This is a genomic window from Pseudosulfitobacter pseudonitzschiae (assembly GCF_002222635.1).
GTDB classification, from domain to species: domain Bacteria; phylum Pseudomonadota; class Alphaproteobacteria; order Rhodobacterales; family Rhodobacteraceae; genus Pseudosulfitobacter; species Pseudosulfitobacter pseudonitzschiae_A.
In genome coordinates this window covers 240813-265175 of the sequence record NZ_CP022415.1, presented here as the reverse complement: position 1 = coordinate 265175, position 24363 = coordinate 240813, and the positions used below count along the sequence as shown (strand labels likewise).

25 protein-coding genes and 1 tRNA gene are annotated in these 24363 nt (G+C 59.7%); 14 read left to right on the top strand and 12 right to left on the bottom strand.

Annotated elements, in window-relative coordinates; all coding sequences use genetic code 11:
* Positions 1-15 precede the first annotated feature (15 nt).
* The 8 genes from SULPSESMR1_RS01220 to SULPSESMR1_RS01185 all read left to right on the top strand — a co-directional run bounded on the left by SULPSESMR1_RS01220 (position 16) and on the right by SULPSESMR1_RS01185 (position 7140).
* A complete protein-coding gene (locus tag SULPSESMR1_RS01220) occupies positions 16-1248 on the top strand; it encodes a glycosyltransferase family protein (protein WP_089422072.1) in 1233 nt (410 codons plus the stop codon).
* Positions 1245-2489, top strand: coding sequence for a glycosyltransferase (locus SULPSESMR1_RS01215; protein ID WP_089419183.1), 1245 nt, complete (start codon positions 1245-1247; stop codon positions 2487-2489). The genes SULPSESMR1_RS01220 and SULPSESMR1_RS01215 overlap by 4 nt, the downstream gene beginning before the upstream one ends.
* Positions 2486-3553 carry a glycosyltransferase family 4 protein gene (locus tag SULPSESMR1_RS01210; RefSeq protein WP_345889520.1) on the top strand — a complete coding sequence of 356 codons (1068 nt, stop codon included), beginning with the start codon at positions 2486-2488 and terminating at the stop codon, positions 3551-3553. Before SULPSESMR1_RS01215 ends, SULPSESMR1_RS01210 begins: the two co-directional genes overlap by 4 nt.
* Positions 3550-4131 (top strand): histidine phosphatase family protein, encoded by a 582-nt coding sequence (locus tag SULPSESMR1_RS01205; RefSeq protein ID WP_089419182.1) that lies wholly within the window; start codon positions 3550-3552, stop codon positions 4129-4131. Before SULPSESMR1_RS01210 ends, SULPSESMR1_RS01205 begins: the two co-directional genes overlap by 4 nt.
* Positions 4128-5261, top strand: coding sequence for a glycosyltransferase family protein (locus SULPSESMR1_RS01200; protein ID WP_089419181.1), 1134 nt, complete (start codon positions 4128-4130; stop codon positions 5259-5261). The genes SULPSESMR1_RS01205 and SULPSESMR1_RS01200 overlap by 4 nt, the downstream gene beginning before the upstream one ends.
* The gene (locus SULPSESMR1_RS01195) at positions 5251-5985 is read left to right on the top strand and encodes a polysaccharide deacetylase family protein (protein ID WP_089419180.1); all 735 of its coding nucleotides are present in this window, start codon (positions 5251-5253) and stop codon (positions 5983-5985) included. Before SULPSESMR1_RS01200 ends, SULPSESMR1_RS01195 begins: the two co-directional genes overlap by 11 nt.
* Positions 5986-6044: 59 nt before the next feature.
* Positions 6045-6599, top strand: coding sequence for a PA14 domain-containing protein (locus SULPSESMR1_RS01190; protein WP_089419179.1), 555 nt, complete (start codon positions 6045-6047; stop codon positions 6597-6599).
* A gap of 190 nt (positions 6600-6789) precedes the next feature.
* Complete coding sequence (locus SULPSESMR1_RS01185; protein WP_089419178.1) at positions 6790-7140, top strand: hypothetical protein; 351 nt, start codon at positions 6790-6792, stop codon at positions 7138-7140.
* Positions 7141-7275: 135 nt separating this feature from the next.
* On the opposite strand, the gene SULPSESMR1_RS01180 is transcribed toward SULPSESMR1_RS01185, so the two are convergent.
* The 4 genes from SULPSESMR1_RS01180 to SULPSESMR1_RS01165 all read right to left on the bottom strand — a co-directional run bounded on the left by SULPSESMR1_RS01180 (position 7276) and on the right by SULPSESMR1_RS01165 (position 13185).
* Positions 7276-8187, bottom strand: coding sequence for a hypothetical protein (locus SULPSESMR1_RS01180; RefSeq protein ID WP_089419177.1), 912 nt, complete (start codon positions 8185-8187; stop codon positions 7276-7278).
* A gap of 255 nt (positions 8188-8442) precedes the next feature.
* The gene (gene lepA, locus SULPSESMR1_RS01175; protein ID WP_089419176.1) at positions 8443-10239 is read right to left on the bottom strand and encodes a translation elongation factor 4; all 1797 of its coding nucleotides are present in this window, start codon (positions 10237-10239) and stop codon (positions 8443-8445) included.
* 525 nt (positions 10240-10764) lie between these two features.
* Positions 10765-11154 (bottom strand): response regulator, encoded by a 390-nt coding sequence (locus SULPSESMR1_RS01170; protein WP_089419175.1) that lies wholly within the window; start codon positions 11152-11154, stop codon positions 10765-10767.
* A gap of 33 nt (positions 11155-11187) precedes the next feature.
* The gene (locus SULPSESMR1_RS01165) at positions 11188-13185 is read right to left on the bottom strand and encodes an ATP-binding protein (RefSeq protein ID WP_162791922.1); all 1998 of its coding nucleotides are present in this window, start codon (positions 13183-13185) and stop codon (positions 11188-11190) included.
* 205 nt (positions 13186-13390) lie between these two features.
* Between SULPSESMR1_RS01165 and SULPSESMR1_RS01160 the strand changes: the two genes are divergently transcribed.
* Both SULPSESMR1_RS01160 and SULPSESMR1_RS01155 read left to right on the top strand, forming a co-directional pair.
* The gene (locus SULPSESMR1_RS01160) at positions 13391-13795 is read left to right on the top strand and encodes a response regulator (protein WP_157728949.1); all 405 of its coding nucleotides are present in this window, start codon (positions 13391-13393) and stop codon (positions 13793-13795) included.
* A gap of 116 nt (positions 13796-13911) precedes the next feature.
* Entirely contained in the window at positions 13912-14295 is a 384-nt protein-coding gene (locus SULPSESMR1_RS01155) for a hypothetical protein (RefSeq protein WP_089419172.1), read from the top strand.
* A gap of 6 nt (positions 14296-14301) precedes the next feature.
* On the opposite strand, the gene SULPSESMR1_RS01150 is transcribed toward SULPSESMR1_RS01155, so the two are convergent.
* The 8 genes from SULPSESMR1_RS01150 to SULPSESMR1_RS25160 form a co-directional block, all read right to left on the bottom strand.
* Positions 14302-14886 carry a GNAT family N-acetyltransferase gene (locus SULPSESMR1_RS01150; protein WP_198362829.1) on the bottom strand — a complete coding sequence of 195 codons (585 nt, stop codon included), beginning with the start codon at positions 14884-14886 and terminating at the stop codon, positions 14302-14304.
* Entirely contained in the window at positions 14883-15272 is a 390-nt protein-coding gene (locus tag SULPSESMR1_RS01145) for a ketosteroid isomerase-related protein (RefSeq protein WP_089419171.1), read from the bottom strand. Before SULPSESMR1_RS01145 ends, SULPSESMR1_RS01150 begins: the two co-directional genes overlap by 4 nt.
* A gap of 11 nt (positions 15273-15283) precedes the next feature.
* Entirely contained in the window at positions 15284-15745 is a 462-nt protein-coding gene (locus tag SULPSESMR1_RS01140) for a low molecular weight phosphatase family protein (RefSeq protein ID WP_089419170.1), read from the bottom strand.
* A gap of 1 nt (position 15746) precedes the next feature.
* Entirely contained in the window at positions 15747-16226 is a 480-nt protein-coding gene (locus SULPSESMR1_RS01135; protein WP_089419169.1) for a UPF0262 family protein, read from the bottom strand.
* A gap of 78 nt (positions 16227-16304) precedes the next feature.
* Positions 16305-17612 (bottom strand): histidinol dehydrogenase, encoded by a 1308-nt coding sequence (gene hisD / locus SULPSESMR1_RS01130; RefSeq protein WP_089419168.1) that lies wholly within the window; start codon positions 17610-17612, stop codon positions 16305-16307.
* 127 nt (positions 17613-17739) lie between these two features.
* Positions 17740-18201 carry a DUF2948 family protein gene (locus tag SULPSESMR1_RS01125; protein WP_089419167.1) on the bottom strand — a complete coding sequence of 154 codons (462 nt, stop codon included), beginning with the start codon at positions 18199-18201 and terminating at the stop codon, positions 17740-17742.
* Complete coding sequence (murA, locus tag SULPSESMR1_RS01120; protein WP_089419166.1) at positions 18198-19466, bottom strand: UDP-N-acetylglucosamine 1-carboxyvinyltransferase; 1269 nt, start codon at positions 19464-19466, stop codon at positions 18198-18200. Before murA ends, SULPSESMR1_RS01125 begins: the two co-directional genes overlap by 4 nt.
* On the bottom strand, positions 19466-19621 hold the full coding sequence (locus SULPSESMR1_RS25160) for a hypothetical protein (protein ID WP_198362828.1): 156 nt from the start codon (positions 19619-19621) through the stop codon (positions 19466-19468). Before SULPSESMR1_RS25160 ends, murA begins: the two co-directional genes overlap by 1 nt.
* A 109-nt stretch (positions 19622-19730) precedes the next feature.
* Between SULPSESMR1_RS25160 and SULPSESMR1_RS01115 the strand changes: the two genes are divergently transcribed.
* The 4 genes from SULPSESMR1_RS01115 to pyrF all read left to right on the top strand — a co-directional run bounded on the left by SULPSESMR1_RS01115 (position 19731) and on the right by pyrF (position 24308).
* A tRNA-Thr gene (locus tag SULPSESMR1_RS01115) sits at positions 19731-19805 on the top strand.
* A 774-nt stretch (positions 19806-20579) separates the two neighbouring features.
* Positions 20580-21620 carry an IS110 family transposase gene (locus SULPSESMR1_RS01110; protein WP_089419165.1) on the top strand — a complete coding sequence of 347 codons (1041 nt, stop codon included), beginning with the start codon at positions 20580-20582 and terminating at the stop codon, positions 21618-21620.
* A gap of 253 nt (positions 21621-21873) precedes the next feature.
* Positions 21874-22902, top strand: coding sequence for an IS110 family transposase (locus SULPSESMR1_RS01105; RefSeq protein WP_089419164.1), 1029 nt, complete (start codon positions 21874-21876; stop codon positions 22900-22902).
* A gap of 566 nt (positions 22903-23468) precedes the next feature.
* Positions 23469-24308 carry an orotidine-5'-phosphate decarboxylase gene (pyrF, locus tag SULPSESMR1_RS01100; RefSeq protein WP_089419163.1) on the top strand — a complete coding sequence of 280 codons (840 nt, stop codon included), beginning with the start codon at positions 23469-23471 and terminating at the stop codon, positions 24306-24308.
* Positions 24309-24363 lie beyond the last annotated feature (55 nt).

Here is a 24363-nt window from a genome sequence, read left to right as displayed (position 1 = left end):
CAAAGGTGGCCCATGATGGCGCATGACACGACCCTGCCTCCGGCACAAAACAGAGCCCCCGATCGCCCGCGGCGGATCGTTCTTTACAGCCACGACACCTTTGGTCTTGGCCACTTGCGACGCTCGCGCGCTTTGGCTGCGGCGCTGACGCAGGCCAATCCGGACGCATCCGCGATCATCCTGACCGGATCACCCGTGGCGGGGCGCTTTACCTTTCCCGAGCGGGTCGACCACATCCGCCTGCCCGGTGTGACCAAGTTGGTCGATGGATCATATGTCAGCCAGACGCTGGGTCTGGACATCGACGAAACGACGAACCTGCGCGCGGCGCTCATCCGGTCCGCTGTCGAACAATATGACCCTGACCTGCTGATCGTCGACAAAGAGCCCACAGGCTTTCGCGGCGAGCTGTTGCCGACACTGGAGGCAATCCGCAAAACCGGCCGCACCCGCACTGTTCTGGGTTTGCGCGATGTGCTGGACGAGCCCGAAGTTCTGGCCGCTGAATGGGGCCGCAAAGGCGCGCTGGACGCGGCAGAGAAATATTATGACGAGGTCTGGGTTTACGGCGTGCGCTCGGTCTATGACCCGACCGAGGGGCTGGAATTGTCCGACGATTTGCGGTCACGCATGTATTGGACGGGATACCTGCGTCGTGATGGCGTCGAATCCGACGAGGTGCCCGACGACCCCTATGTGCTGATCACCCCCGGTGGCGGTGGCGATGGCGCAGGCATGGTGAACCTTGTGCTGGCCGCCTATGAACAAGACCCGACACTGAAACCGCGCGCAATGCTGGTCTATGGCCCGTTCCTGTCCGGCGAAGTGCGCGAGGATTTCGAGGCGCGGGTGGACAAACTGAATGGTCGCGTGACCGCTCTTGGCTTTGACAGCCGGATCGAGGCGCTTTTTGCCAAGGCTGACGGCGTGGTGTGCATGGGCGGCTACAACACCTTTTGCGAGGTGTTGTCGTTTGACAAACGCGCGGTGATCGTCCCGCGCACAGTGCCCCGTCTGGAACAGTGGATTCGCGCCAGCCGTGCCGAAGAGCTTGGCCTTGTGCGGATGCTGGATGAAAACCGCGACGGCATGACCCCGCAATCAATGATCGACGCGATCCGAGCCTTGCCAACCCAAGGCAAACCGTCGGATGCAGGGGCCGACGGGCTGCTGGACGGACTGGACTGCGTAAACGCACGCGCACATATCCTGATGTCGGCGGCCTACAGCCGGACCGCCGCCGAATGACCCGCCTGCCCGCCCGCCTTGCGGTGGTGGTCAAAGGATGGCCCCGCCTGTCCGAGACCTTTATCGCGCAAGAGCTGGTGGCGCTTGAGGCCGCAGGGTTGCAGTTGGACATCTGGTCGCTGCGCCATCCCACCGACACCAAGACACACCCGCTGCACGACCGTTTCAAAGGACCGGTACGCTATCTGCCCGAGTACCTGCACACGGAACCCGCACGCGTGGCCCGCGCCCTGCTGCACGCCCACCGTCTGCCTGGATGGGCTGCGGGTTGGGCGGCCTTTCGCGCTGATTACAAACGCGACCGCACCCGCAATCGCATCCGCCGTTTTGGGCAGGCTTGTGTCATGGCCCGTGAACTGCCCGACGATACCGGCGCGCTTTATGCGCATTTCCTGCACACACCCGCATCTGTTACCCGCTATGCCGCCATCTTGCGCGGCCTGCCGTGGAGCTTTTCGGCCCATGCCAAGGATATCTGGACCTCGCCCGAGTGGGATTTGCGGGACAAGCTGTCGCCCGCCACGCATGGTGCTGATTTTGGTGCCACCTGCACCGCGTTTGGTGCGGACCATCTGAACGGTTTGTCAGCGGGCACGCCTGTCGATCTGGTTTATCACGGGCTGGAGCTTAGCCGTTTCCCCCCCGCACCCGACCGCGCGTTGCGTGCAGTGGACGCACCCCTGCGGATGATGAGCGTCGGGCGTATGGTCGAGAAAAAGGGCTTTGACCGGCTGATCGCGGCGCTGGCCCTGCTGCCTGTGGATCTGAACTGGCACTGGACCCACATTGGCGGCGGCGACCTGAAGGATACCTTGCGCGCGCAGGCCGAGGCCGCAGGTGTGGCCGACCGGATCATCTGGCGCGGGGCCTGCGACCAGCCCGAAGTCATCGCCGCCATGCGCGAGGCCGATCTGTTCGTGCTGCCCAGCCGCGTGGCCGAAGACGGCGACCGCGACGGCCTGCCCAATGTGCTGATGGAAGCCGCCAGCCAGAAGCTGCCGATCCTGTCGACGCCCGTTTCGGCCATCCCCGAGTTCATCACCGACGGCACCCACGGCATCCTTAGCGACGATGCCCCCCGCGCGCTGGCCGACGCGATGACCCGTGTGGCCTGCGCCCCCGCACTGGGCCCGCGGCTGGCAGAGGCAGCCTACACCCGTTTGCACGCCGAATTCACCATGCAACCGGGCATTGACCATCTGGCCCGCCGCCTGACCGCATTGCTGTCGGGGGCCGCGTGACCGTTGCGGTCTATGCACCGCTCAAAGCGCCGGATCATCCGGTGCCCTCGGGTGACCGCGCGATGGCGCGAGCACTGATCGCAGCACTGGAACTGGGTGGAAACGAGACGCAGGTGGTGTCGGGCCTGCGCATCTATGACGGGCGGGGCGATGCCAACCTACAAGCTGATCTGATGGCCAAGGCGCAATTCGAGGCCGATCGCTTGCTGGCGTCGGATCAGGCGGCGGGCTGGACGCATTGGCTGACCTATCACAACTACTACAAAGCCCCCGACCTGATCGGCCCTGTGGTCTGCCGCGCCCTTGGTATCCCTTATTTACAAGTGGAATCGACCCGCGCCAGCAAGCGGATGACCGGCCCTTGGGCTGCGTTTGCCGTTGCGTCCGAGTCCGCCTGCGACGCCGCCGATGCCGTGCTGTACCTGACCGAACGCGACAGCCACGCCCTGCGTCGCGATGCGCCCGAAGGTCAGCGGCTGATCCACCTGCACCCGTTTCTGGCCCGCCCCGATCTGCCCGCGCAATCGGACCTGTCCGGCCCGATGCTGTCCGTGGGCATGATGCGTCACGGCGACAAGCTGGGCAGCTATGCCCTGATCGCGCAGACGCTAAAGCTGATTGTCCATCGGGACTGGCGGTTGGACATCGTCGGTGACGGGCCCGCACGCGACGAAGTGGCCGCGCTGATGGCCCCCTTCGGGAACCGCGTTCAACTGCGCGGACTGCAAACCGGTGCGGCCCTCGATGCCTTCTACGCGCAGGCGTCGCTGCTGTTCTGGCCCGGCGTCAACGAAGCCTTTGGCCTGACCTATCTTGAAGCACAAGCCGCAGGCATCCCCGTGGTAGCCCAAGACCGCGACGGCGTGCGCGACGTGGTTGTGGGGGGGCATCCGTCCCCACAGGACGGCCCCGCAGCACTGGCAGGGAACATCACCACCCTGCTGGACGATCCTGCCGCGCGCGTCATCGCAGGCGCCGCTGCCCGCACCCAGGTTGCGGCGCAACATCTGCTGCCTGCTGCGGCGCGCACGTTGACGCAGGCCTTGCAGGACTGTGCCAGATGATCCGCCTTGCCCTTTTGCGCCACGGCCACACCGCATGGAACCGCGCCCACCGCATTCAGGGGCGCACTGACATTCCGCTGGACGACGCGGCGATTGCCGGTCTAGGCGCCCTGCGTCTGCCCGCGCCCTGGGATACGGCCCAGATCTGGTCCAGCCCGCTGCTCCGCGCCGTACAAACCGCCCGGCTGGTTTCAGGTCGTGTGCCGCTGACCGATCCGGCCTTGATGGAAATGAACTGGGGCAACTGGGAGGGCCTACACGGCACCGACCTGCGCGCCGATCGAGCCAGCGGATTTTGCGACATCGAAGACTGGGGCTGGAACTTTGCCCCGCCGGAAGGCGAAAGCCCCGCTGCCGTGCGCGCGCGCCTGATCCCTTGGGCCAATGCGCTGGCCCGCGACAGCGTTGCAGTCTGCCATATCGGCGTGATGCGGGTGCTGCTGGCCCATGCGACCGGATGGGATTTTGATGGCCCCGCCCCCTTTGCCGTCAAACGCAACCGGTTGTTTGTCATAGATATTTCCGCCAGAGGCTGGGCGTTCGATGGCGAACCCGTACGATTGGAGACACGCCCGTGAAGGTTATGATTGTCGTCACACATCTGTTGGGCACCGGCCACCTGACCCGCGCCCTGACGCTGGGCCGCGCCTTTGTTGCGGCCGGTGACACCGTGGTGCTGGTCAGCGGCGGCGTGCCCGTCGCGCATCTGGATTTCGACGGCATTGATCTGGTGCAACTGCCGCCGCTCAAGTCCGACGGCGTTGACTTTAGCCGCATGCTAACGCCGGACGGGACCGTGGCCGATGCGATCTATCTCCAGACACGGCGACAGGCATTGCTGGACGCCTTTGCCGGTCTCCGTCCAGACCTGCTGATCACCGAGTTGTTCCCTTTCGGGCGTCGCATTTTACGCCACGAGTTCACCGCCCTGTTGCAAGCAGCCCAAGCGTTGGAGGTGCCTGTTCTGTCGTCGATCCGCGACATTCTGGCCCCCCCGTCAAAACCCGCCAAGGCAGCACTGGCCGAGGATTTGATCACCACCTATTACAGCGGTGTGCTGGTGCATTCCGTAGCCGGTATTGCCGCGTTAGACATCAGTTGGCCGGTATCCGAAAACATGCAAAAATGCCTGTATTACACAGGGTTCGTGGCCCCCGCGGCGCCCGAACCACACCCCGATGGCACCGGCACTGGCGAAGTTCTGGTCAGCGCTGGCGGCGGCAGTGTCGGCGATAACCTGTTCGACGCGGCACTGGCCGCCGCAGCGCTGGACAAGGGGCGAAAGTGGCGCGTTCTGGTGGGCGGCAGCGCGGATCGCGTCGCCGCCCTGCGCAGCCGCGCGCCCGAACACTGCACCGTAGACGCGGCCCGCCCCGACTTTCGGCAAATGCTGTGCGGGGCGGCTGTGTCGGTGTCCATGTGCGGCTACAACACCGCGCTGGACGTGCTGCAAACGGGCGTGCGGGCGGTCTTTGTGCCCTTTGATGCGGGCGATGAGGTCGAGCAGGGATTGCGTGCCGATGCGCTGGCCGTGCAGCCCGGAATTGCGGTACTGCGCGCGGCGGATCTGACGGCTCAACGCTTGCTGGATTCTGTGAACGCCACCCTCGCCGCAGCGCCGCGTGCGCCGCTGACCGAGGGCGTGGACGGAGCAGCGGAGACGGTGCGTGTTGCGCACCGGATTTTGGGAGAGCACCATGCAGGTTGATTGGACCCCGCTGCGCAGTGCCTTGCGCGAGGCGCGTGGGCAGGGGCGCGCCCTGCGGTTTTGGTGGCGCGACGATGATGCCATTGCCCCCACGCCTGCGCTGGAACGATTGGAAGGCATCGCGCACGCGGCGAATGTGCCGGTTCACATCGCGGTGATCCCCGCAACAGCCACGCCGGAATTGGCCGAAGTTTCAATAGCTTCCAAGGTTCTGGTCCCCGTCGTTCACGGTTGGGCCCATGCTGACACCTCGGCGCCGGAGGCCAAGAAATCCGAGTTCGAGCGCAACCGTTCTGAAGCGGCGGGGGAGACTGCGTTGGGGTTGGCGCGGATGCAAAAACTGTTCGGGGCGGCGCTGGTGCCCATGTTTGTGCCGCCGTGGAACCGGATCAGTGAGGGGCTGGTCGCGCAACTGGCCGCGCAGGGGTATCGCGGGCTGTCGACATTTGGGCCGCGGGGGGTGGAAATCCTGCACGGGCTGCATCTGGTCAACACCCATGTCGATCCGATTTTCTGGCGTGGAAACAGAGGCTTGGCCGATACCTCATGGCTGATCGAGACCGCCGCTGCGCATATCCGGTCGGGCAGTTCCGAGCCGCTTGGGCTGCTGACCCACCACCTTGTCCATACCGATGATATATGGGCGTTTTCCGCGCGTTTCATCGCTGAAATGCAGGATGGCGGGGCGCTGCCATTTGACCTGAAAAGCGCATTGAAGAATTGAATTGCGCAGGCGGGCCAAGGGCTTAAGCTGGGCGAAATCACCCCGTTCAGGAGCTTGACATGAAGCTGATTTATACTGCAATTACAATGGCTTACATCGCATCACCACTTTGGGCTGCTCCGCTGGAACTGATGCCTGCGGACCCGCAACCGACCGGGCTGTCCGAGGGGTTGGCGGTGCGCTATGCCTATCCGCCGGACGTGAAGACATTGGCGCAGGCCGAGGCGTTTCTGGCCGACGCAGAGCCGGGTGAACCGCTGGCCGGACTGGATTACCGCGACACCGCGGATGGTGACATGACGCTGACATCGACCAGCGCACACCATGTGGTTGCGGGCATTTCAGGCTTTGTCAGGTTCGAGACCGCTGGCACCTATGTCATTGATTTCCTGAGCAATGACGGGCTGAAAGCCAGCATTGGCGGGCAAGAAGTGGTGGTGTTTGACGGCCGCCACCCCTGCGAGGAATCCGAGGCTGCGGAGGTGAATGTGCCCCAAGCCGGATGGTACAGGCTGGAGGCAATCTACTTCCAGCGCACTGGGTCTGCCTGCCTGCACATGCGCGCGGGACAGGACGAAATGCAGTGGATGGAGAACACAGCCTTCGGGCACTGATAACGGGGCGTCCGGTGGGTTAACCGCCCGCTGGGGTCCGCGCTGTAGGCTGGGTCCGGTACATATCCGACCGGATCCGGTACAGCATCAACCAAGGCCAAAGGGGCGGTTTCAGCCCCGTTTCGGCGGTGCGGTACATATTCGGGGCAGATGCGTACACAAACGCAACAGGCCCGAAAGGTGCGACAATATGCTGCCGGCAATTCATACAGTTTCTTTTTCAGACTTCCGCGCAAACAGCGGCCCGCTGCTGCGGTTTGTCACCCGCCAGAACGGCAACCTGTGGCTGACCCGCTATCGCCGTCCGTTCTGCGCGGTGATCCCGATGCGCGACGCGCATGTGCTGGGAGAGGTGCAGGGGCGCGACGTCAACGAGCTGATCCACCGGATACAGGTGGACGCCAACCGCCATGTCGCGGCGGCACGACTGGACAAGACCTTTGACCGCTATGAGGTGGCGGGCGAGGAGTGGACCTATCCGATCATGGAGCAGGCACACGGCCGGCCGAACAGGTTTGACGAGAAGTGGCCGAAGGGGTGAGGACATTGGCCATGGCCTAACCGCTAGGGTGCGCCTGACCCGATGGGGGGCGAGAAGCGCCCGCGTCACGCCGAAGGCGTGCTTTCAGCACGACGGGGCGGTTCGGGCGCTGCCAAACCCCTTGGGAGTCTGGCATTACTCAATCACATCGTCACCATTGTCTTCAATTTGTCGGGTGCTTTCGGTGAGGTCTGTAATCATACCAACATTCAAGTCGTCGAACTCCCTAGCAGCGGCAGTTACTTTTAGGCGCTTTTGTCGACCGTCAGGTGCATCGACCGAAGTAAACGCACAGACGGCCTCCATATTCTCGTCAAATTTACCTTTTTGTCGCAAAGCATATGCACGGGCTGCATCTACAATAACAGTAAGCGATTTACGATCAGCTTCGGCTAACAAATCAAACGTGAAGGCTTGTTCTTGCTCTAAATCAAACAATCGGCCCGTACGGTTTCGCCCATCAAAACTAGTTACCAAAAACCGCTGCGAACGCATTTCATCATTAAAGATACTTTCATGCATATATTCCTTGCTATCAGCATCTAAGGTGACAATATTTGAATCCCCGTTTATGAAAATACTCACATTGGATGCACCATGGTTCACAACAGAGTGAGACCTTCGGACCGAAGGTTCAACGGCTTGTATCAAAGCACCTAGGTCACCGGCATTAATTCGGCCATCACTTTCAGCCTCTTCAATTTCATTGGCCCCGAGAAGACCGGTAGCACGATTGAAAACAGTCTCGACCAGCTTCCAAGACGCGTTCGCAAGCCCACTACCGTATGCTTCAATCAAATAGGGAGCAAATTGAGAGAACTCAAAAACAAATTCATACGACCCCGGCCGAGTTACTTTTAGGTTTAGGACCGTATCAAGGTCTTTAAAGTTTCTTCGTCTAATCTCACCAGTTTGAGCAAAATTCACAATCATCATCAACGCTTGCGAAACAGCGTGCGCACTATCAAGCGCTGTGAACGCAGGCACGTCATGCCCATCACTCTGCCCACCTGTTAGCGATACAATTAATTCAATTTTTTCCGACACAATCTATCTCCACATTGAGGTCTAAGAATTGTCTAATTTGGTAAACAACTCAAGGGCGAAGTCGAAATCGAACCAGCCTTGAAGAATTAGTCGGAAAAGGGCGACCAAAGATGTATCTATGTGTCTGCTGTAATGCCCATTAATAATGACAAACCTTTGGTGTTTTGGGTACTGCCACACCACACAACCGTGTGGGGTCGCGCCCCGCTGCGCGGGACTCTTACCCCACCGGCCTTTATCAGCGTCGAAAATGGATTAAGAATCCATTTTCAGTGCGCTGATAAAGGCCTCCTGTGGAATATCCACCTTACCAAACTGGCGCATCTTTTTCTTGCCCGCCTTCTGCTTGTCCAGCAGCTTGCGTTTGCGCGTGGCGTCGCCGCCGTAGCATTTGGCCGTGACGTCCTTGCGCATGGCGGACAGGGTCTCGCGGGCGATGACCTTGCCGCCGATGGCCGCCTGAATCGGGATCTTGAACATATGGCGCGGGATCAGATCCTTGAGTTTTTCAACCATGGCGCGACCACGGGTTTCGGCGCGGTCGCGGTGGACCATCATCGACAGGGCGTCGACGGGTTCATCGTTGACCAGCACCGACATCTTCACAAGGTTATCGGTTTGGTAACCTGTCATCTGGTAGTCAAAGGACGCATAGCCCTTGGTCACCGATTTCAGGCGGTCGTAAAAGTCGAAGACAACCTCGTTCAGCGGCAGGTCGTAGACGACCATCGCGCGGCTGCCGGCATAGGTCAGGTCAAGTTGAACGCCACGACGGTCCTGACAGAGTTTCAGCACGTCCCCGAGGTAGTCGTCGGGGACAAGGATGGTCGCCTTGATCCGCGGCTCTTCCAGGTGATCGACCACGCTGAGGTCGGGCATGTCGGCGGGGTTGTGCAGTTCTTGCATCGACCCGTCGCGCATGAAGATGCGATAGACCACCGACGGTGCGGTGGTGATAAGTTCGATGTCATATTCGCGTTCGATCCGGTCGCGAATGACTTCCAGATGGAGGAGGCCCAGAAAACCGCAACGGAAGCCGAAGCCAAGGGCGGCAGAGGTTTCCATTTCGAAACTGAAAGAGGCATCGTTGAGCGCCAGTTTGTCGATGGCGTCGCGCAGGTCTTCGAATTCGGAGGAGTCGACGGGAAAAAGGCCACAAAAGACCACCGGCTGCGCGGGCTTGAAGCCGGGCAGTGCCTGCACCGTTTTCTTGTCGTGGGTCACGGTGTCACCGACGCGGGTGTCGCGGACCTGTTTGATGGACGCGGTCAGAAAGCCGATCTCGCCGGGGCCGAGGCTGTCGATGACCTGCATCTGGGGGCGGAAGACGCCGATGCGGTCGACGTGATGCACGGTGCCGTTGGACAGGAATTTGATCCGCTCGCCCTTTTTCAGGCGACCGTCGATGATGCGGACCAGAACGATCACGCCAAGATAGCTGTCGTACCAGCTGTCGACCAGCATCGCCTTGAGGTCGGCGTTTTCGTCACCTTTGGGCGCGGGCAGGTGATGCACGATCGCCTCGAGGGTTTCGTGGATGCCGATGCCGGTTTTGGCCGAGACGCGGATGGCGCCGGATGCGTCGATGCCGATCACGTCTTCGATCTGTTCGGCCACGCGGTCGCAGTCGGCGGCGGGCAGGTCGATCTTGTTCAGGATGGGCACGATTTCGTGGTCGGCGTCGATGGCCTGATAGACGTTGGCCAGAGTCTGCGCCTCGACGCCCTGGGTGCTGTCGACGACCAGCAGCGAGCCTTCGACCGCGCGCATGGAGCGGGAGACCTCGTAGGCGAAATCGACGTGGCCGGGGGTGTCGATCAGGTTCAGCACATAGGCCTCGCCGTTGTCGGCGACATAGTCGATGCGCACGGTGTTCGCTTTGATGGTGATACCGCGCTCGCGCTCGATGTCCATGGCGTCAAGCATCTGCTCTTTCATGTCGCGGTCGGCCACGGTGTGGGTCGACTGGATCAGACGGTCTGCGAGCGTGGATTTCCCGTGGTCGATGTGCGCGACGATGGAAAAATTGCGGATATGTGAAAGCGGTGTCATGGTTGGGATATGTAGGGGATTTGGGGGTTGGTCAAGTGAGCATGAAGGGCGCGGCGCATTGTGATGCTGCGTGTTTGCGGGTGGCCACGGCAGATGCGGGGGCCGGACGGGATCGGCCCGCGATTTCCGGCAGCGTTTCGGGGTGATCCGGTCGGGCGTCTTGGGGCGTTCGGAACAGGCTGTGATTTGAAAACGGGATATCTGGCGGTATTCGGTAGAAACGGGGTGCGGGTTTGAACCGCGTATTCGCGAGAATGAACAGAGCGGAAATACCGGATTCAGAAGAGTTTTGAATTGTGACCAGCAGGTTCGGGAAATACCGCAGGCTGGACGGTAATTCTGTTTGCGCGTGTATTCGGGCGCTGGATCGAACGCCGCCTTAAACGGCAGCTCCACACGGAGTAGCGCCACGTCGATGCGTAAGATTTATTGCGCCGCTTTGACCTGCATCGGAATAATTGCAGTATAGTGCCGAATTATACGCGCTGTCGGGCTGGAATGACGCCTGCCCCGAGCCCACAACGCTCAAGCGGCGCTGCAGTATTGATCGACCAGCCCCATCAATTCACCGGCGGTGATCGGCTTGACTATGAACCCGTCCATCCCGTGTTTACTGACCACGGATTGATCGTGATAATATTCATCGGCGGTTACGGCAAAGATCGCCACATTGCGGGGCGGATCGCTCAGGCTTGCGCGGATCATGCGGGCGGCATCTGTTCCGGACAGCTTTGGCATATGGATATCCATCAAAACCAGACCATAATCTGCAGGGCAGCGATTGAGTTGTTCATAGCCCTCTTGGCCGTTTTGGGCGATATCCACCAAAATGCCCAGCGTGTCGATAATTTCTTTCATCATGAAACGCGTAAAGTAATCATCTTCCACCAGCAGAATCTTTTTCGCAGTAGACATCTATTTGACCTATTTGTTCAAAGGTTTGCAATGTTAGCGAGAATATTCAACAGTTTTCAATCGTAGCGAGAAGATCGTTGCGTAGCAACCTTGTGGTGACGGGCATGTCACATCAAGCGACGCGCCCATCAGTTCCGCCAGCTCGCGGCTGATGGCAAGTCCAAGACCCGAACCGCTGTTTTCCCGAGTCTGGGCATCGTCGACCTGAACAAATCTTTCAAAGATGGCAGCACGTTTTTCGACCACAATTCCGCATCCTGTATCGGAAACTGTAATTTCCAGCGGGGCGTTTTGCGATGCACCGGATTGCGACCCTTGGCAAACGTGTATGTCGACGCGACCGCTTTTGGTGAATTTCAGCGCATTGTCGGTAAGATTGTTTATTATCTGAGTGACCCTGCGCGGGTCGAGGTTGAACAGCTCCGGTGTATTTTCGGCAATATCCAAAGACATTTTGATCGGTTTTCCCAACCGGTGATTTGTTGCTATTGCAGTTTCCAGCCATTGTTCGGCCAAGGGCCGGATTTCGGTCATTTTCGGTGTGATCTCGACTGCGTTTGCTTCTACGCGCGAAAGTTCCAGCACATTGACCAATTGCGACAAAAGATGATGCGAGGCGTCCAGACCGACCTGCGCCTGCTTTTTTTGCCTTTCGGGCACATCAGCCATCTGGATAAGCTGGAAAAGCCCCATGATTGCATTCAGCGGCGTGCGTACTTCGTGGCTCATATTGGCCAGAAACACCTTGCGGATTTCTATGGCCTTTTTGGCCTCGGCCGCACTTTCTTCGGCGCGGACCTTTGCCGCGTTCAATTCGGTCACGTCATTTGCAATCAGGGATATTTTGGTCGCTTTGCCATTCACAAAATGCGTGATGTTCGACCAGATCATTGTTTTGCGCTGACCGTTCAGTTCCTGTTCCTGAACGAACGAAAAGGACGGGTTCTGTGGCGTGGCGGTTGCCAGATTGCGCATAATTTCGATCTGGGTGTTTTTGCTGAAGTGATAGGCAAATCTGGTGCCGACAAGATCCTCGATCGGGTGGCCAAACAGATCCGAACAAGCGGGGTTGGCCAGCAATATGGTTGTATCGGGTTCCAAAATCGCCATCGGTTCATTCACATGGTTGAACAGGGCCGAGAAGTTTTCAGATTCTTCAAGCAAGGCATGTTCGAGGTGGCGACGCTCGGTTATGTCGATGCAAAATGCGATGAACACTGCGCCGCCGGCATCGTGATGATGTTCCAGACGGATGGATACGGGGTATCTGGTTCCGTCCTTGCGCTCGTGGTGTGTTTCGAATTCCAGCTCTGATGTTTCGCCGTCTTTCAGCGGTTTGACGAAGCGTTCGAATTCCGACCATTCAAAGCCGGGTTTGATGTCGACAGGCGTGAGTTGCCGGATTTCATCCAGGGTGTAGCCAAGGTTGTGACGCGCGCCCTTGTTGACGTTCGCGAACAACAATGTGTCCGGATCAAAGGTGAACACTTCGTGGTGGGAGTTTTCGATGATGCGCCCGAACCGGTTGGCTGCCTTGCGGGTGCTTTCACTGATCAGCACAGCGGCGCGCAGCCTGATCTGGCTGGTAACCGAGGCCGCCAGATCGGCAAGCACTGACAGGTCGTCACCCGACCACTGGCGCGGCTGATGGTCGATCGCGGATAATGTGCCCAGAATTTCGCCATCAGGCAGCGTGACAGGAAAGCCCAGATAGGCGGTGATGTTCAAGTCGTCTATCGCCGGATTGTCACGGACCAGCGGGTGATCGCGGGCATCTTCGACCATCAAGGGTTTGCCGCTGGCCACAACGTGTTTGCAAAATGAATGGGACAGAGGGGTTTGCCGCTGGCTGGCCCAAGGTTCGTTCAGGCCACATGCGCTGGTAAAGAATTGCCGGTTGTTAGCGGCATCAATCACGCAGACCAGAGCCACCGGCACACCAAGTGCCTTGGTCACAAGTCGGGTGAAGCGGTCAAAGTCTTCGGTCGGCGGGCTGTCGACCAGCGACAACCGGCGCAGGGATTGTTCCATTGTGAAGACACCTTGACCCTTGGACATGCAGAGTTGTGATTGACCATATGCTTAATCAGTCATTAAGAAAGTGGTAGGCTGAACGTATTAACAGATTGTTAATGTCTTGATGCTAATTTGAAAGCTTATGTCTTTTCGCGGGTTCGGGATTTCTGGACGCAGGAAGGGTGTAGAATGATGAATTCCCCTGATCAGAGGCAATCTGGTGAAGGTCCTGGTTCTAGAAGATGATCCTGCATTGCGATTTGCGCTGACGCAAATGCTGGAGGAGGACGGCCACACGGTGAGTGAAGCCGCCGATATTCCCACGGCATGTGATCTTTTGAACGAGGTCAAACCGGATCTTTTGTTGCTGGACCTGATGATTGGTCCGGCGGATTCGATTCAGGTGGCTGATCTGGCTGGATACCGTGTGCCGGACGCCGATGTGATCTATCTTACGGGCAGCAACAAGTTTCCCAATGGCGAGTTGTTCGGGTTTTCGCGAAACGCCTCTTGGGTGTTGCGCAAACCGATAGATTTCTACGAGTTGAAGGCCATGATTGATCATATTGGGCGGTCCGGTCGCAGCCAGACCGCCGCGCCGCCGGATGGTTCGACACCGAGCTAGACACAAATGGCGGCTGTCCGCACAGTCGTGAATTGCCCCCTGCCCCGTTTTGGGACATAATCACGCACAGCAGTAAGCTGCGGCCAAAGAATGCCGCGATGGTGTGAGGCGTAACCATGATCCGAATGATGGCACTTTTATCGTGTCTGGCCCTTGTTGCCGCGTGCAGCGGCGGGACCAGATATTCCAGTCACAATGCGCAGGGCGCGCGGGCGTATTCGTCACCTTTGGGCCAGCCGGCGCCCACTTTGTTCGCGTCGGGGCCGATTGCGAATGCCTGTCAGGCGTCGGGCCGCAAGCAGGCGAACAAGGCGCGGTGTGGCTGTGTTCAGGCGGTGGCTGATATGTCGCTGAGTTCTTCGGACCAGCGGCGCGGCGCGGGGTTCTTTTCCGATCCGCACAGCGCGCAAGAGATGCGCACCTCTGATTCCGGCAGCAACGAGGCGTTCTGGCGGCGGTGGAAAGCCTTTGGCGATCAGGCCGGACAGCTTTGTTCCTGAGCCGGTTTACAGGTCTTTGATCCACACTTGCAGCGGTTTGGCCGTGGGCGCGTCTGCGCCGACGTCTTGCCATGTGAACTGCGCGATGGCCCCGTCCAGCGGCGCGTATCCGCGTTTGCGCCAGAAGGCATCAAGCGGGCGGTAGTCGGCCGGATGTAGCGGGTGGTCGGCAGGGCGTTGCACGGCGCAAAAGGCAGATTTGCTGTAGCCGAAGGCGCGGGCGGCGTCCTCGCGGGCGTCGAAAAACTGGTGGCCGATGCCCTGCCCGCGGTAGTCGTCGAGCAGCACGCTTTCGGCGCAATAGAAGACATCCGCGATGTTCACGCCCGTGCCTGCGAAGGCTGCGGCGAAGTCGTCGGCATGGTCGGCCAGAGGGGCGGCTGTCGCAGCACCCACGAGTGTGTCGCCGTCATAGGCGCCGACCACGACGGCCTGTGGCGAGGCGCGGAAAGTGGAGAGATAGCGGCGCTCGTAGTCGAGATCGCCGTCGTAGAGGTAGGGCCAGTCGCGGAATACGGCGATGCGCAGGCGGGCCACATCGCCAAGGGCCGCGTCGAGTGCGGCACCTGTCAGCACATGGCACAGGGTCACGCGACCTGTGCCGTCCAGTCGGCCAGATTGTAGTAGGTGGTGACGCGGGCGATCTTGCCGTCCCTGAGATCAAAGAACGACCCTGCGGGGAGTTTATAGGTCTGGTTGCGGGCTTCGGGCAGGCCCGCGTCGGTTTGCAGGTAGGTGCCGTTGACCACGTATTCCGCCGCCGCGCGGGTCTGGTCGTCGTTCACGAAGATCACCATATCGGTCAGGTTCTCGCGGTAGCAGCGTGTCATGTGGGCGCAAAACTCGGCAAAGGGGGCCTTGCCGGTGCGGATCTGGCCTTCGTTCACGTGGTGGGCGATGTCGTCGGTCAGACAGTCCAGCATGGCGTCGGTGTCGCCTGCGTTGAAGGCATCGAAATAGCGGTGCACCACGGTCATCGGGGTCTCCTTCAGGTGAGTACGGTGGGGTCGCCCCAGCGTTCGAGCAGGTGGGCGATGATCTGGTCGCGGGCGTTGCGATAGCTGACCAGCTTGGCCTCGCGGGTTTCGCCCAGTCCGGTCGGGTCCATGATCGGCCAATAGGCGATTTCGAGGTGGCAGTAGCGGGTCAGGTCCAGCGCGCGGCGTTGCGATGCGGGTGACAGGGCCACGATCAGATCGAAGCTGCCCAGATCGTCGCCCCAGTCTTCCATCTGGTCGAAGCTGCGCGACCGGTGGCGCGACAGTTCGACGTCGATTTCCTGACAGACGGCTATGGAAAAGCCATCGATTTCCATGTCGGCCTTGACCCCTGCGGACTGGACATAGGTGCCGGTGCCATAGAACTTTTTCATGATCGCCTCGGCCATCGGAGAGCGCACTGCGTTGTGATCGCAGCAGAACAGAACCGATTGGGGCAAGGGTGCAACCATTCTAACCGCCGAAATGCAGGACGCAGATCAGGGTAAACAGGCGGCGGGCGGTGCCTTCGTCAATCTCGGCCTTGCCGGTCAGCCGTTCCTGAAGCACGCGGCTGCCTTCGTTGTGGATGCCGCGACGGGCCATGTCGATGGTCTCGATCTGGCTGGGGGGCAGTTTCTTGACCGCCTCGAAATAGCTTTCGCAAATCTGGAAGTAGTCTTTGACGACCTGCCGGAACGGCCCGAGCGAAAGATGGAATTCGGCGGCCTTTTCGGCATCTTCGGTGGTCACGTCGAAGACAAGCCGGTTTTCACGGATGGCAAGGCCAAGGTGATAGGGCCCCGGTGGCACCTCGCGGCCCTCGCGGGGGGGCAGCGCAAAGCTGTTCTCTTCCAGCATGTCGAACATCGCGACTTTGCGCTCTTGTTCGATTTCAGGCGTGGGGGGCGGCAGGTTGGCGTCGTCGAGGTCGATATGGGTGATGCGGGACATGTCGCATCCTTTGCGTGTGAGTCACATCAGGTTAGACCATGAACAACAGCGGGTTCAATCACCCCGCTGCGTCATGTGTCAGGTTTCGCTGTTCAGGCGTTTCAGGCGGGCCGTGACCGACAGGCTGTGGGCCTGAAGGCTTTCCGACGTGGCCAGCGTTTCGGCCGCAGGGCCGATGGCGCGCAGGGCGTCGGGAGTCATTTGCGCCAAGGTGGTGCGTTTGACAAAATCCATCACCGACAGGCCCGACGAGAACCGCGCCGAACGGGCGGTGGGCAACACGTGGTTGGGACCGCCGACATAATCGCCAATGGCCTCGGGGGTCCAGGCGCCCAGAAAAATGGCACCGGCGTGGGTAATCTTACCACTGAGGCCCGTGGGGTCGGCCACCATCAGTTCCAGATGCTCGGGGGCGATGCGGTTGCTGAGGGCGGTGGCGGTGTCGAGGTCGGGCACGGTGATGACCGCGCCGAAGTCGCGCCAGCTGGCCCCCGCAATGGCGCGGCGCTCCAGCGTTTGCAGGTGGCGGTCGACCGCTTCCGCGACCTTGCGGCCAAGGGTGGCATCGGTGGTGATCAGCAGGCTTTGGGCGCTTTCGTCATGTTCGGCCTGACTGAGCAGGTCGAGGGCGATCCAGTCGGGATCATTGTCCGCGTCGGCAATCACCAGAATTTCCGAGGGGCCTGCGATCATGTCGATGCCGACCTTGCCAAAGACGCGGCGTTTGGCAGCGGCGACAAAGGCATTGCCGGGGCCGGTGATCTTGTCCACGGGTTTGATCGTTTCGGTGCCATAGGCCAGTGCCGCAATCGCCTGCGCACCGCCGATGCGGTAGATTTCATCAACGCCCGCCAGACGGGCCGCCAGCAACACCAGCGGGTTCAGGATACCATCGGGCGTAGGCACGGTAATGGCCAGACGCTGCACCCCTGCGACCTTGGCGGGGATCGCGTTCATCAGCACCGAGGACGGATAAGACGCCAGCCCGCCGGGTACATAGAGGCCCGCCGCGCTGACGGGTGTCCAGCGCCAGCCCAGCGTGGCACCGGCGTCGTCGGTCCAGCTGGCATCTTCGGGCAGTTGGCGCGCGTGATAGGCGCGGATGCGCGCGGCGGCCAGTTCCAGCGCGCTGCGGTCGGCGGCGTTCACCTGTGCGATGGCGGCGTCAACTTCGGCGTGCGAGATGCGCAGGGTGGCTGGCGTCAGGTCAAGACGGTCGAATTTCGCGGTCAGGTCAATCACGGCAGCGTCGCCACGGTCGCGCACCTGCGCGATGATGTCGGCCACGATGGCGTCCACATCGGGGCTGTCCTCACGCTTGGCGGTCAGCAGCGCGTCGAAACGGGCTTCAAAGTCGGCGTCGGCATGGTCGAGAAACTGGGGCATGGGGTGCTCTTTTGCAGTGTCGGTGTGACATAGCGGGCGGGGGCGGCAGGCTCAAGCGGGGTCGGGGGCGCTGCCCCCGCGCCTTGCGGCGCACCCCCGGAGTTTAAGGGCAAGATGAAGGGGGACGTCAGTCGGGGTGACGGGGTTTGGATTTGGACGGGGCAACATAGGGGCGTGTGACGTCTTTCAAGGTGGCCTCGATTGCCTCGACGGACAGGCGGATCACGCCGTCGCCCGCCAGTGTCAGCAGGATATAACCCGCGCCGTCTTGGGTGGGTTCGAAGGTGACCGACAGCAGCGACAGCACGGTGTCCTTGTCGCTGCGGTCAATGCCCTGGCTGGCGACTTCGAGCACGGTGTCGAAGGACAGCAGCGCCTGCACCCGTTCGGGGCGGGCGGCGTCGTCTTCCCAGCGGAAGCGGTTGAGCAGGATGGCAAAGCGGCGCTGGCGGATGGCCCATTTCATTTCGGTGATCGGGAACACCGCGTCCTGCGCCAGCGACGAGATCACCGACAGGTCGTCGGCATCGAGTGCGCCGAGGTTGAGGGGGCGTTCGCGGCCATCCTCGAAGGTTGCGTCCTGACTCATGTGTCTTTGACCCGTTCGATGTCGGCCCCGACAGCCGAGAGTTTGGCGACCACGTGTTCATAGCCGCGGTCGAGGTGATAGACGCGGCTGACCTTGGTTTCACCGTCGGCGGCGAGGCCTGCGAGGATCAGCGAGACCGAGGCGCGCAGGTCGGTGGCCATCACCGGCGCACCTTTGAGACGTTTGACGCCCTTGACCGTGGCGACGCCGCCCTGCACGTCGATATTGGCCCCCATGCGGATCAGTTCGGGGGCGTGCATGAAACGGTTTTCAAAGATCTTCTCTTCGAGCACCGAAGTGCCGTTGGCGGTGCACAACAGCGCCATCATCTGCGCCTGAAGGTCGGTGGGAAAGCCCGGGAAGGGTTCGGTGGTGACATCCACGGCCTTGATGTCGCCGCCGTTGCGTTTGACCGTCAGGCCATTGGCGGATTCCGAAACCGAGATGCCAGCGGCGTCGAGTTTCTCGCAGAACGCCTGCACCAGATTGATGCGCCCGCCCAGCAATTCCACCTGACCGCCGCAGATCGCGGGGGCCAGCATGTAGGTGCCCAGTTCGATCCGGTCGGTCACGACAGGGTGCGTGGCCCCGCCCAGACGGTCGACGCCCTGAATGGTGATGGTCGAGGTGCCCTCGCCTTCGATCTGGGCGCCCATCTTGCGCAGACATTCGGCCAGATCGACGATTTCCGGCTCGCGCGCGGCGTTGTTGATCACGGTGGTGCCCTTGGCCAGCGTGGCGGCCATCAGCGCGTTTTCGGTGGCCCCGACCGAGGCGAAATCAAAGTTGATGGTGCCGCCGCGCAGACCCTTGGGGGCCTTGGCGTGGACATAGCCGTCTTTCAGATCAAGTTCGGCGCCCAGTGCTTCGAGCGCTTTCAGGTGCAGATCGACGGGCCGCGCACCGATGGCGCAACCACCGGGCAGCGACACGATGGCATGACCGTCACGCGCCAGCATCGGCCCCAGCACAAGGATCGAGGCGCGCATCTTGCGCACGATGTCGTAGTCGGCGGTGTGGTTGTTGATGTTGTGGCTGGACATGGCCAGCACCTTGCCGTCCTGCAGGCTGGTGACCTCGGCCCCGAGCGAGCCCAGAAGCGCCGTCATCGTCTTGATGTCGCTCAGGCGCGGCGCGTTGGTCAACGTCAGCGGCTCTTCGCTGAGCAGGGTCGCGGGCATCAGCGTAAGACAGGCGTTTTTGGCACCGGCAATGGGGATCTGCCCCTTGAGCGGGCCACCGCCCCGTACGAGAATCGAATCCATCAGTTTTTGTCCTTTGCCTGCGCCGTCTGTTGCCCATTGGTTGCCCGCGCGCGGGCCTGTGCCTTGCGTTTAGCCATATTGGCCTTGAGCGCTGCTTTCAGGCGGTCCTGACGCGCGTTGGAGGGCTGGGGTTTGGTGCGGTTGTTTTCTGCCATGCGGTCTTGTTAACGCAGGGGCGCGGGGGCGTCCAGAATGGGTTGCATTTCCAGTGCCGAAGGGGGTTGCGCGGGGGGACGTTTGCGTCTAATCACCCCGCACACTGGCGCTGCTGTAGCTCAGAGGTAGAGCACTCCCTTGGTAAGGGAGAGGTCGAGAGTTCGATTCTCTCCAGCAGCACCATGTGTGGTTTCCTGATAGATTTATTTGACGTGGGGCCGGTGGGCGGACTGGTCTCTTGGTGTACACCAAGGTCTGATGTGCAGGACTTGGCGAGATTTCACAGCTTTCACGCCAAGAACAGCTTTTGTAGCACAAGCCAACAACGGTCGCTTTCGCCAATGACAGAACCGCAGGAGTCGTCGAAAATTTCTTATCCAGCAGAGGCTTAAATAACGCCTGATTTGACAAAAATGTCGGCGTTCCGAGCACTCTGTACTGGCGAATGCGAACAAGTTAGGGCTGTATCCGAGACGGATATGAAACTGAGGGTGTACCAGTGAAGAAAATACTTCTTGTAAACTGATGTTTGTAGCAGCCTGCACGGTGCAACCAGTTTTTACACCCGAGCAAGGAAAATCTTTGGCAAAAGCTTGCATAGAAGAGGTGCAAGCGCCCGGGGTCTATTCGATGTCGCCTGGCCGCCCCTCAGCGAGTCCCCGAGAAGCATTGCCACGCGCGCGCGCAGTTGAGAGGCTTGGGGGGACGTCGTCTGGAGCTGCCGCTATTAATTCGTGTATTCAGCGCCGGGCGATTGGATGAAGTACGAGAAAAATTGAGACTGTTAAAACAACGACAAAGTCGCGTGACGACTATGTTGTCTCTCTGCCGGACAGAACCACCCGCCACAAGCGCCTACTAAAAAACGACATGGTGTGATTGCGGCGGTCGCTCTCCAGTGGCGAACGAGGTCCGGTATGTTGGCCTCATGGATATAAGCCGTGAGGAGAACGACCTATGGAACATTATGCTGGTTTGGATGTGTCACTGAAAGAAATTTCGATCTGCGTTGTCAATCATGATGGCAAGACCATCGCGCGCGGGACGTGCCCTGCGGACCCGGAGGGCGTGGCAGGTTGGTTTCGCAACCGATCGCTCACGCCACACCGGATCGTACATGAGAGCGGGATGCTTTCGATCTGGCTGCAGCGCGGGATGATGAGGCTTGGTCTTCCAGCGACATGCATCGATGCCCGGAAGGCGCACAAGGCTCTGTCGGCCCGGCTCAACAAGTCCGATGCCGCTGATGCTGAAGGACTGGCGCAGCTCGCGCGGACCGGCTGGTTTACACCGGTCCACATCCGCAGCGAAGATGCTGACAGGCTGCGAAGTCTGGTCGGTGCGCGAGAACGGATGATCCGGTTGCGCAAAGACCTCGAAGGTCACATCCGGGGCGTGCTGAAAACCTTCGGCATCCGAATGACCGGCATCGGCCAAGGTCGGCAGCGCCAGAATTTTCGCGACCAACTGGCCGCAGCGGGGGAAACCGATCCGGTGCTGCGCGCCATCGCCGATGGGTTTATTACGGCCCACTCCACGTTGTGCCAAGCGGCGGACAATCTCGATAAGGCTGTGAAGAAAAAGGCAAAGGCCCACCCCGTTGCGTGTCGCCTGATGACCATTCCTGGCGTCGGGCCAGTGAATGCGCTCAGCTTCATTGCCCTGGTCGATAATCCAGACCGGTTCAGCCGGGTGACTGATGTCGGCGCATTCCTCGGGCTCACACCAAAGAGGCACCAGTCTGGCGAAATGGATTGGTCGGGACGGGTGTCGAAGTGCGGAGACGGGACGATGCGCGGACTGCTGTTCGAGGCAGCGTCCTGCTTGATCCGCCAGGTGAAGCGTTTCTCGCCACTGAAGAGCTGGGCTGTGCGACTGGCCGGACGACGCGGGTTCCGAAAGGCCGCAGTCGCAACAGCGCGCAAGATCGCAGTCCTGATGCTGACGATCTGGAAATCTGGCGCGGACTATCACTGGACAAAGGAGGCCACTGCCTGATCTGAATTTCCGCCGCTGAGAAGGCGGGAAGCGAAGTCCCGACGGGACGGAGGTAGATCGATCTCGTAAAAACGGTTGGGGCGCAGGCTCGCTTGCCCACCCCGCAAACGACATTGGAGACGATCCACCACCGAAAACCATCATGAGGCGCAATGCGCGACCTCGGAGAGATGGGATGGTTGCCGCCCTCCCGAAACGGCATCGCAATGTGCCATATTGATTTTGTTGATGATCAATAAGAGAGGACGGCAAAATGAAGGATACAATGATTGGCGTTGACCTGTCGAAGTCAGTTTTTCAGCTGCACGGCACATCAATGACGGGTGAACTGAAGTTCCGAAAGAAACTGTCGCGACAGGGATTTGTGCGGTTCATGGAATCGCATGATCCAGCGGTGGTCGTTATGGAAGCCTGCGGCGGTGCCAACTTCTGGGCAAGGGAATTGGCCGGGCTGGGCCATGATGTCAAACTCGTAGCACCTCAGTACGTTCGACCGTTTGTTAAGCGGCAGAAAAACGACGCGGCGGACGCGGAAGCGATTGTCATTGCCGCGCAACGTCCGGAAATGCGCTTCGTCGAGCCGAAGACGGAAGAACAGCAGGCAAGAGCAGTTGTCTTCCGTGCACGCGAGCGACTGCTCTACCAAAGGACCGAACTGGTCAACGTTGTTCGCTCCATTCTCTATGAGCATGGCCTCACGTTCCCGACAGGCTTCGAGCAAATCGGACGCATTGAGGCAACGCTTCGTGATCCCGCCACCGTGTTGTCCGATATTGTCCGCACAGAGTGTCTAGATTTGATCGAGCAGATCGCAGAAAAGACAACGCGTATCAATACGAAGACGCAGATGGCCAGGGAACTCGCAAAAGATGCGGAAACGGCGAGACGGCTCCAGACGATGCCCGGTCTCGGACCGATCACGGCATTGGCCATCGAAACCTTCGCGCCGCCAATGGAGACTTTCAAATGCGGCCGCAGCTTCGCAGCCTGGCTTGGTATCGTCCCTCGGCAGCATTCCTCCGGCGGCAAAGCCAGGCTGGGACGTATCTCCAAGGCAGGACAGGCAGACATCCGAAGACTGTTGATCACCGGCGCGATGACGCGATTGAACTGGCTCGGCCGGAAAAGAATCCAGCCCGGTTCATGGTTGGCAAAGATGCTGGACAGAAAACCGAGGCTCCTTGTCGCGATCGCCCTGGCAAACAAGATGGCACGCGCGATCTGGGCGATGCTCACCAAAAAGGAAGACTACCGGGACCCCGCACAAGTTGCGATCGCCTGACAGCACAGCATAACGAAACCCAAAGGGCGGAAAGGAATAGTCCAAGAAGTCGATCCCTCGAATGGGCAAAATGATCGAACAGATCTGGATCGGGAAAACCAGAGTGGTTCTGTGAGCGCTTCAGCTCTGCGGAGAGATTTGGACCCGACCCGCTGATCACCATACCGGCCAGCGGCTTCTTTAGCGCCGCACACCAAGGCCTTATAGAAGACCGCACTCGATCACTCGCCAATAAAGGGAAAGAGTTCTTGCACTACGGGCGGCAACCATAGAAGAACCATGACCCCGAACGGACAGATCGCCATCCCGCTTGACAAAGCCGCAATCAGAGAACCGTTTTGGGCCAAGCTACAGAAAGCGGTCATTTGCCACTGTGCAACTATCCGGTAGGCTTGGGCTCGAAGCCGCCTCCTCTATGAAGCACCTCAAGGACCGCAGTGCGGGACAAAATGGCATTTCAACCCGGCTCAGCGAAGGGCTGCTTTCCAACGTTCCTGTAACCGTCTAAGTAGTTTTAAGCTTTTGCTAACTTAATAGCGTACTTTCAGTTCACAGGGTCCGAGAATATGACGTTTTTCGAAAAAGTCGCAATCGCTGAAGAAAAGAATAACTCGCACTTATGTATTGGTTTGGACCCTAGGCATTCGCAAATGCCGCAGCATATTCAGCAAGACGAGAATGCGCTTTTTGACTTTTGTACTGCGATTGTTGATGCCACAAAAGACTTGGCCAGTTCATATAAACCTCAAATCGCGTACTTCGCAGCCGAAGACGCGTGTGACGTACTCAAGTCATTGATCACCTACATCCATGAGACGACTGAGATACCGGTGATCCTAGACGCAAAGCGGGGCGATATTGAATCAACAACCGAACGATACGCAGTTGAAGCCTTCGAAGTTTATAAGGCAGATGCCGTTACAGCCAACCCATATTTGGGGATAGATGGGATTGCTCCGTTTACCAGTTATTCAGACAAAGGCGTTTTTGTTCTCTGTAAGACCTCAAATTCTTCGGCTCCTCAATTGCAAGATTGCCTGTTGCAAAATGGGCACCGACTGTATGAACACGTCGCAGAACTCGCAAGCACAAAGTGGAACAAATCGGGCAATGTCGGGCTGGTTGTGGGCGCAACAGTGCCCGAAGAGGCATCGGCAGTACGTGAGATCGTTGGCCAAATGCCCTTGCTCATCCCCGGTATCGGGGCGCAAGGTGGTTCATTGAGCAGGATCATCGCCGCCGCTGCGGGTGGCGGCATACTAATTAACTCTGCCAGAGCGATTAACTACGCGGGATCGGAGCCAGATTTCGCAGATAGAGCTAGGGGCGCTGCTATGACTCTCAAGAACGAGATCAATGAAACAGCACGACAAAAGAACAAAGATGTATTTGTTTCATACAGATAGCCGATTTCTGCCAGATGGATGCCCATTGCTTTTGATTGTTGGAAGGCTAGTCGAC

Coding starts and splice junctions, on each gene's coding strand:
- SULPSESMR1_RS01205 (WP_089419182.1), top strand. CDS start 3,550: ATGATCCGCCTTGCCCTTTTGCGCCACGGCCACACCGCATGGAACCGC.
- SULPSESMR1_RS01170 (WP_089419175.1), bottom strand. CDS start 11,154: ATGTCTACTGCGAAAAAGATTCTGCTGGTGGAAGATGATTACTTTACG.
- SULPSESMR1_RS01155 (WP_089419172.1), top strand. CDS start 13,912: ATGATCCGAATGATGGCACTTTTATCGTGTCTGGCCCTTGTTGCCGCG.
- SULPSESMR1_RS01195 (WP_089419180.1), top strand. CDS start 5,251: ATGCAGGTTGATTGGACCCCGCTGCGCAGTGCCTTGCGCGAGGCGCGT.
- SULPSESMR1_RS01220 (WP_089422072.1), top strand. CDS start 16: ATGGCGCATGACACGACCCTGCCTCCGGCACAAAACAGAGCCCCCGAT.
- SULPSESMR1_RS01215 (WP_089419183.1), top strand. CDS start 1,245: ATGACCCGCCTGCCCGCCCGCCTTGCGGTGGTGGTCAAAGGATGGCCC.
- murA (WP_089419166.1), bottom strand. CDS start 19,466: ATGGATTCGATTCTCGTACGGGGCGGTGGCCCGCTCAAGGGGCAGATC.
- SULPSESMR1_RS01140 (WP_089419170.1), bottom strand. CDS start 15,745: ATGGTTGCACCCTTGCCCCAATCGGTTCTGTTCTGCTGCGATCACAAC.
- SULPSESMR1_RS01125 (WP_089419167.1), bottom strand. CDS start 18,201: ATGAGTCAGGACGCAACCTTCGAGGATGGCCGCGAACGCCCCCTCAAC.
- SULPSESMR1_RS01185 (WP_089419178.1), top strand. CDS start 6,790: ATGCTGCCGGCAATTCATACAGTTTCTTTTTCAGACTTCCGCGCAAAC.
- pyrF (WP_089419163.1), top strand. CDS start 23,469: ATGACGTTTTTCGAAAAAGTCGCAATCGCTGAAGAAAAGAATAACTCG.
- lepA (WP_089419176.1), bottom strand. CDS start 10,239: ATGACACCGCTTTCACATATCCGCAATTTTTCCATCGTCGCGCACATC.
- SULPSESMR1_RS01135 (WP_089419169.1), bottom strand. CDS start 16,226: ATGTCCCGCATCACCCATATCGACCTCGACGACGCCAACCTGCCGCCC.
- SULPSESMR1_RS01145 (WP_089419171.1), bottom strand. CDS start 15,272: ATGACCGTGGTGCACCGCTATTTCGATGCCTTCAACGCAGGCGACACC.
- SULPSESMR1_RS01110 (WP_089419165.1), top strand. CDS start 20,580: ATGGAACATTATGCTGGTTTGGATGTGTCACTGAAAGAAATTTCGATC.
- SULPSESMR1_RS25160 (WP_198362828.1), bottom strand. CDS start 19,621: ATGGCAGAAAACAACCGCACCAAACCCCAGCCCTCCAACGCGCGTCAG.
- hisD (WP_089419168.1), bottom strand. CDS start 17,612: ATGCCCCAGTTTCTCGACCATGCCGACGCCGACTTTGAAGCCCGTTTC.
- SULPSESMR1_RS01105 (WP_089419164.1), top strand. CDS start 21,874: ATGAAGGATACAATGATTGGCGTTGACCTGTCGAAGTCAGTTTTTCAG.
- SULPSESMR1_RS01165 (WP_162791922.1), bottom strand. CDS start 13,185: ATGGAACAATCCCTGCGCCGGTTGTCGCTGGTCGACAGCCCGCCGACC.
- SULPSESMR1_RS01190 (WP_089419179.1), top strand. CDS start 6,045: ATGAAGCTGATTTATACTGCAATTACAATGGCTTACATCGCATCACCA.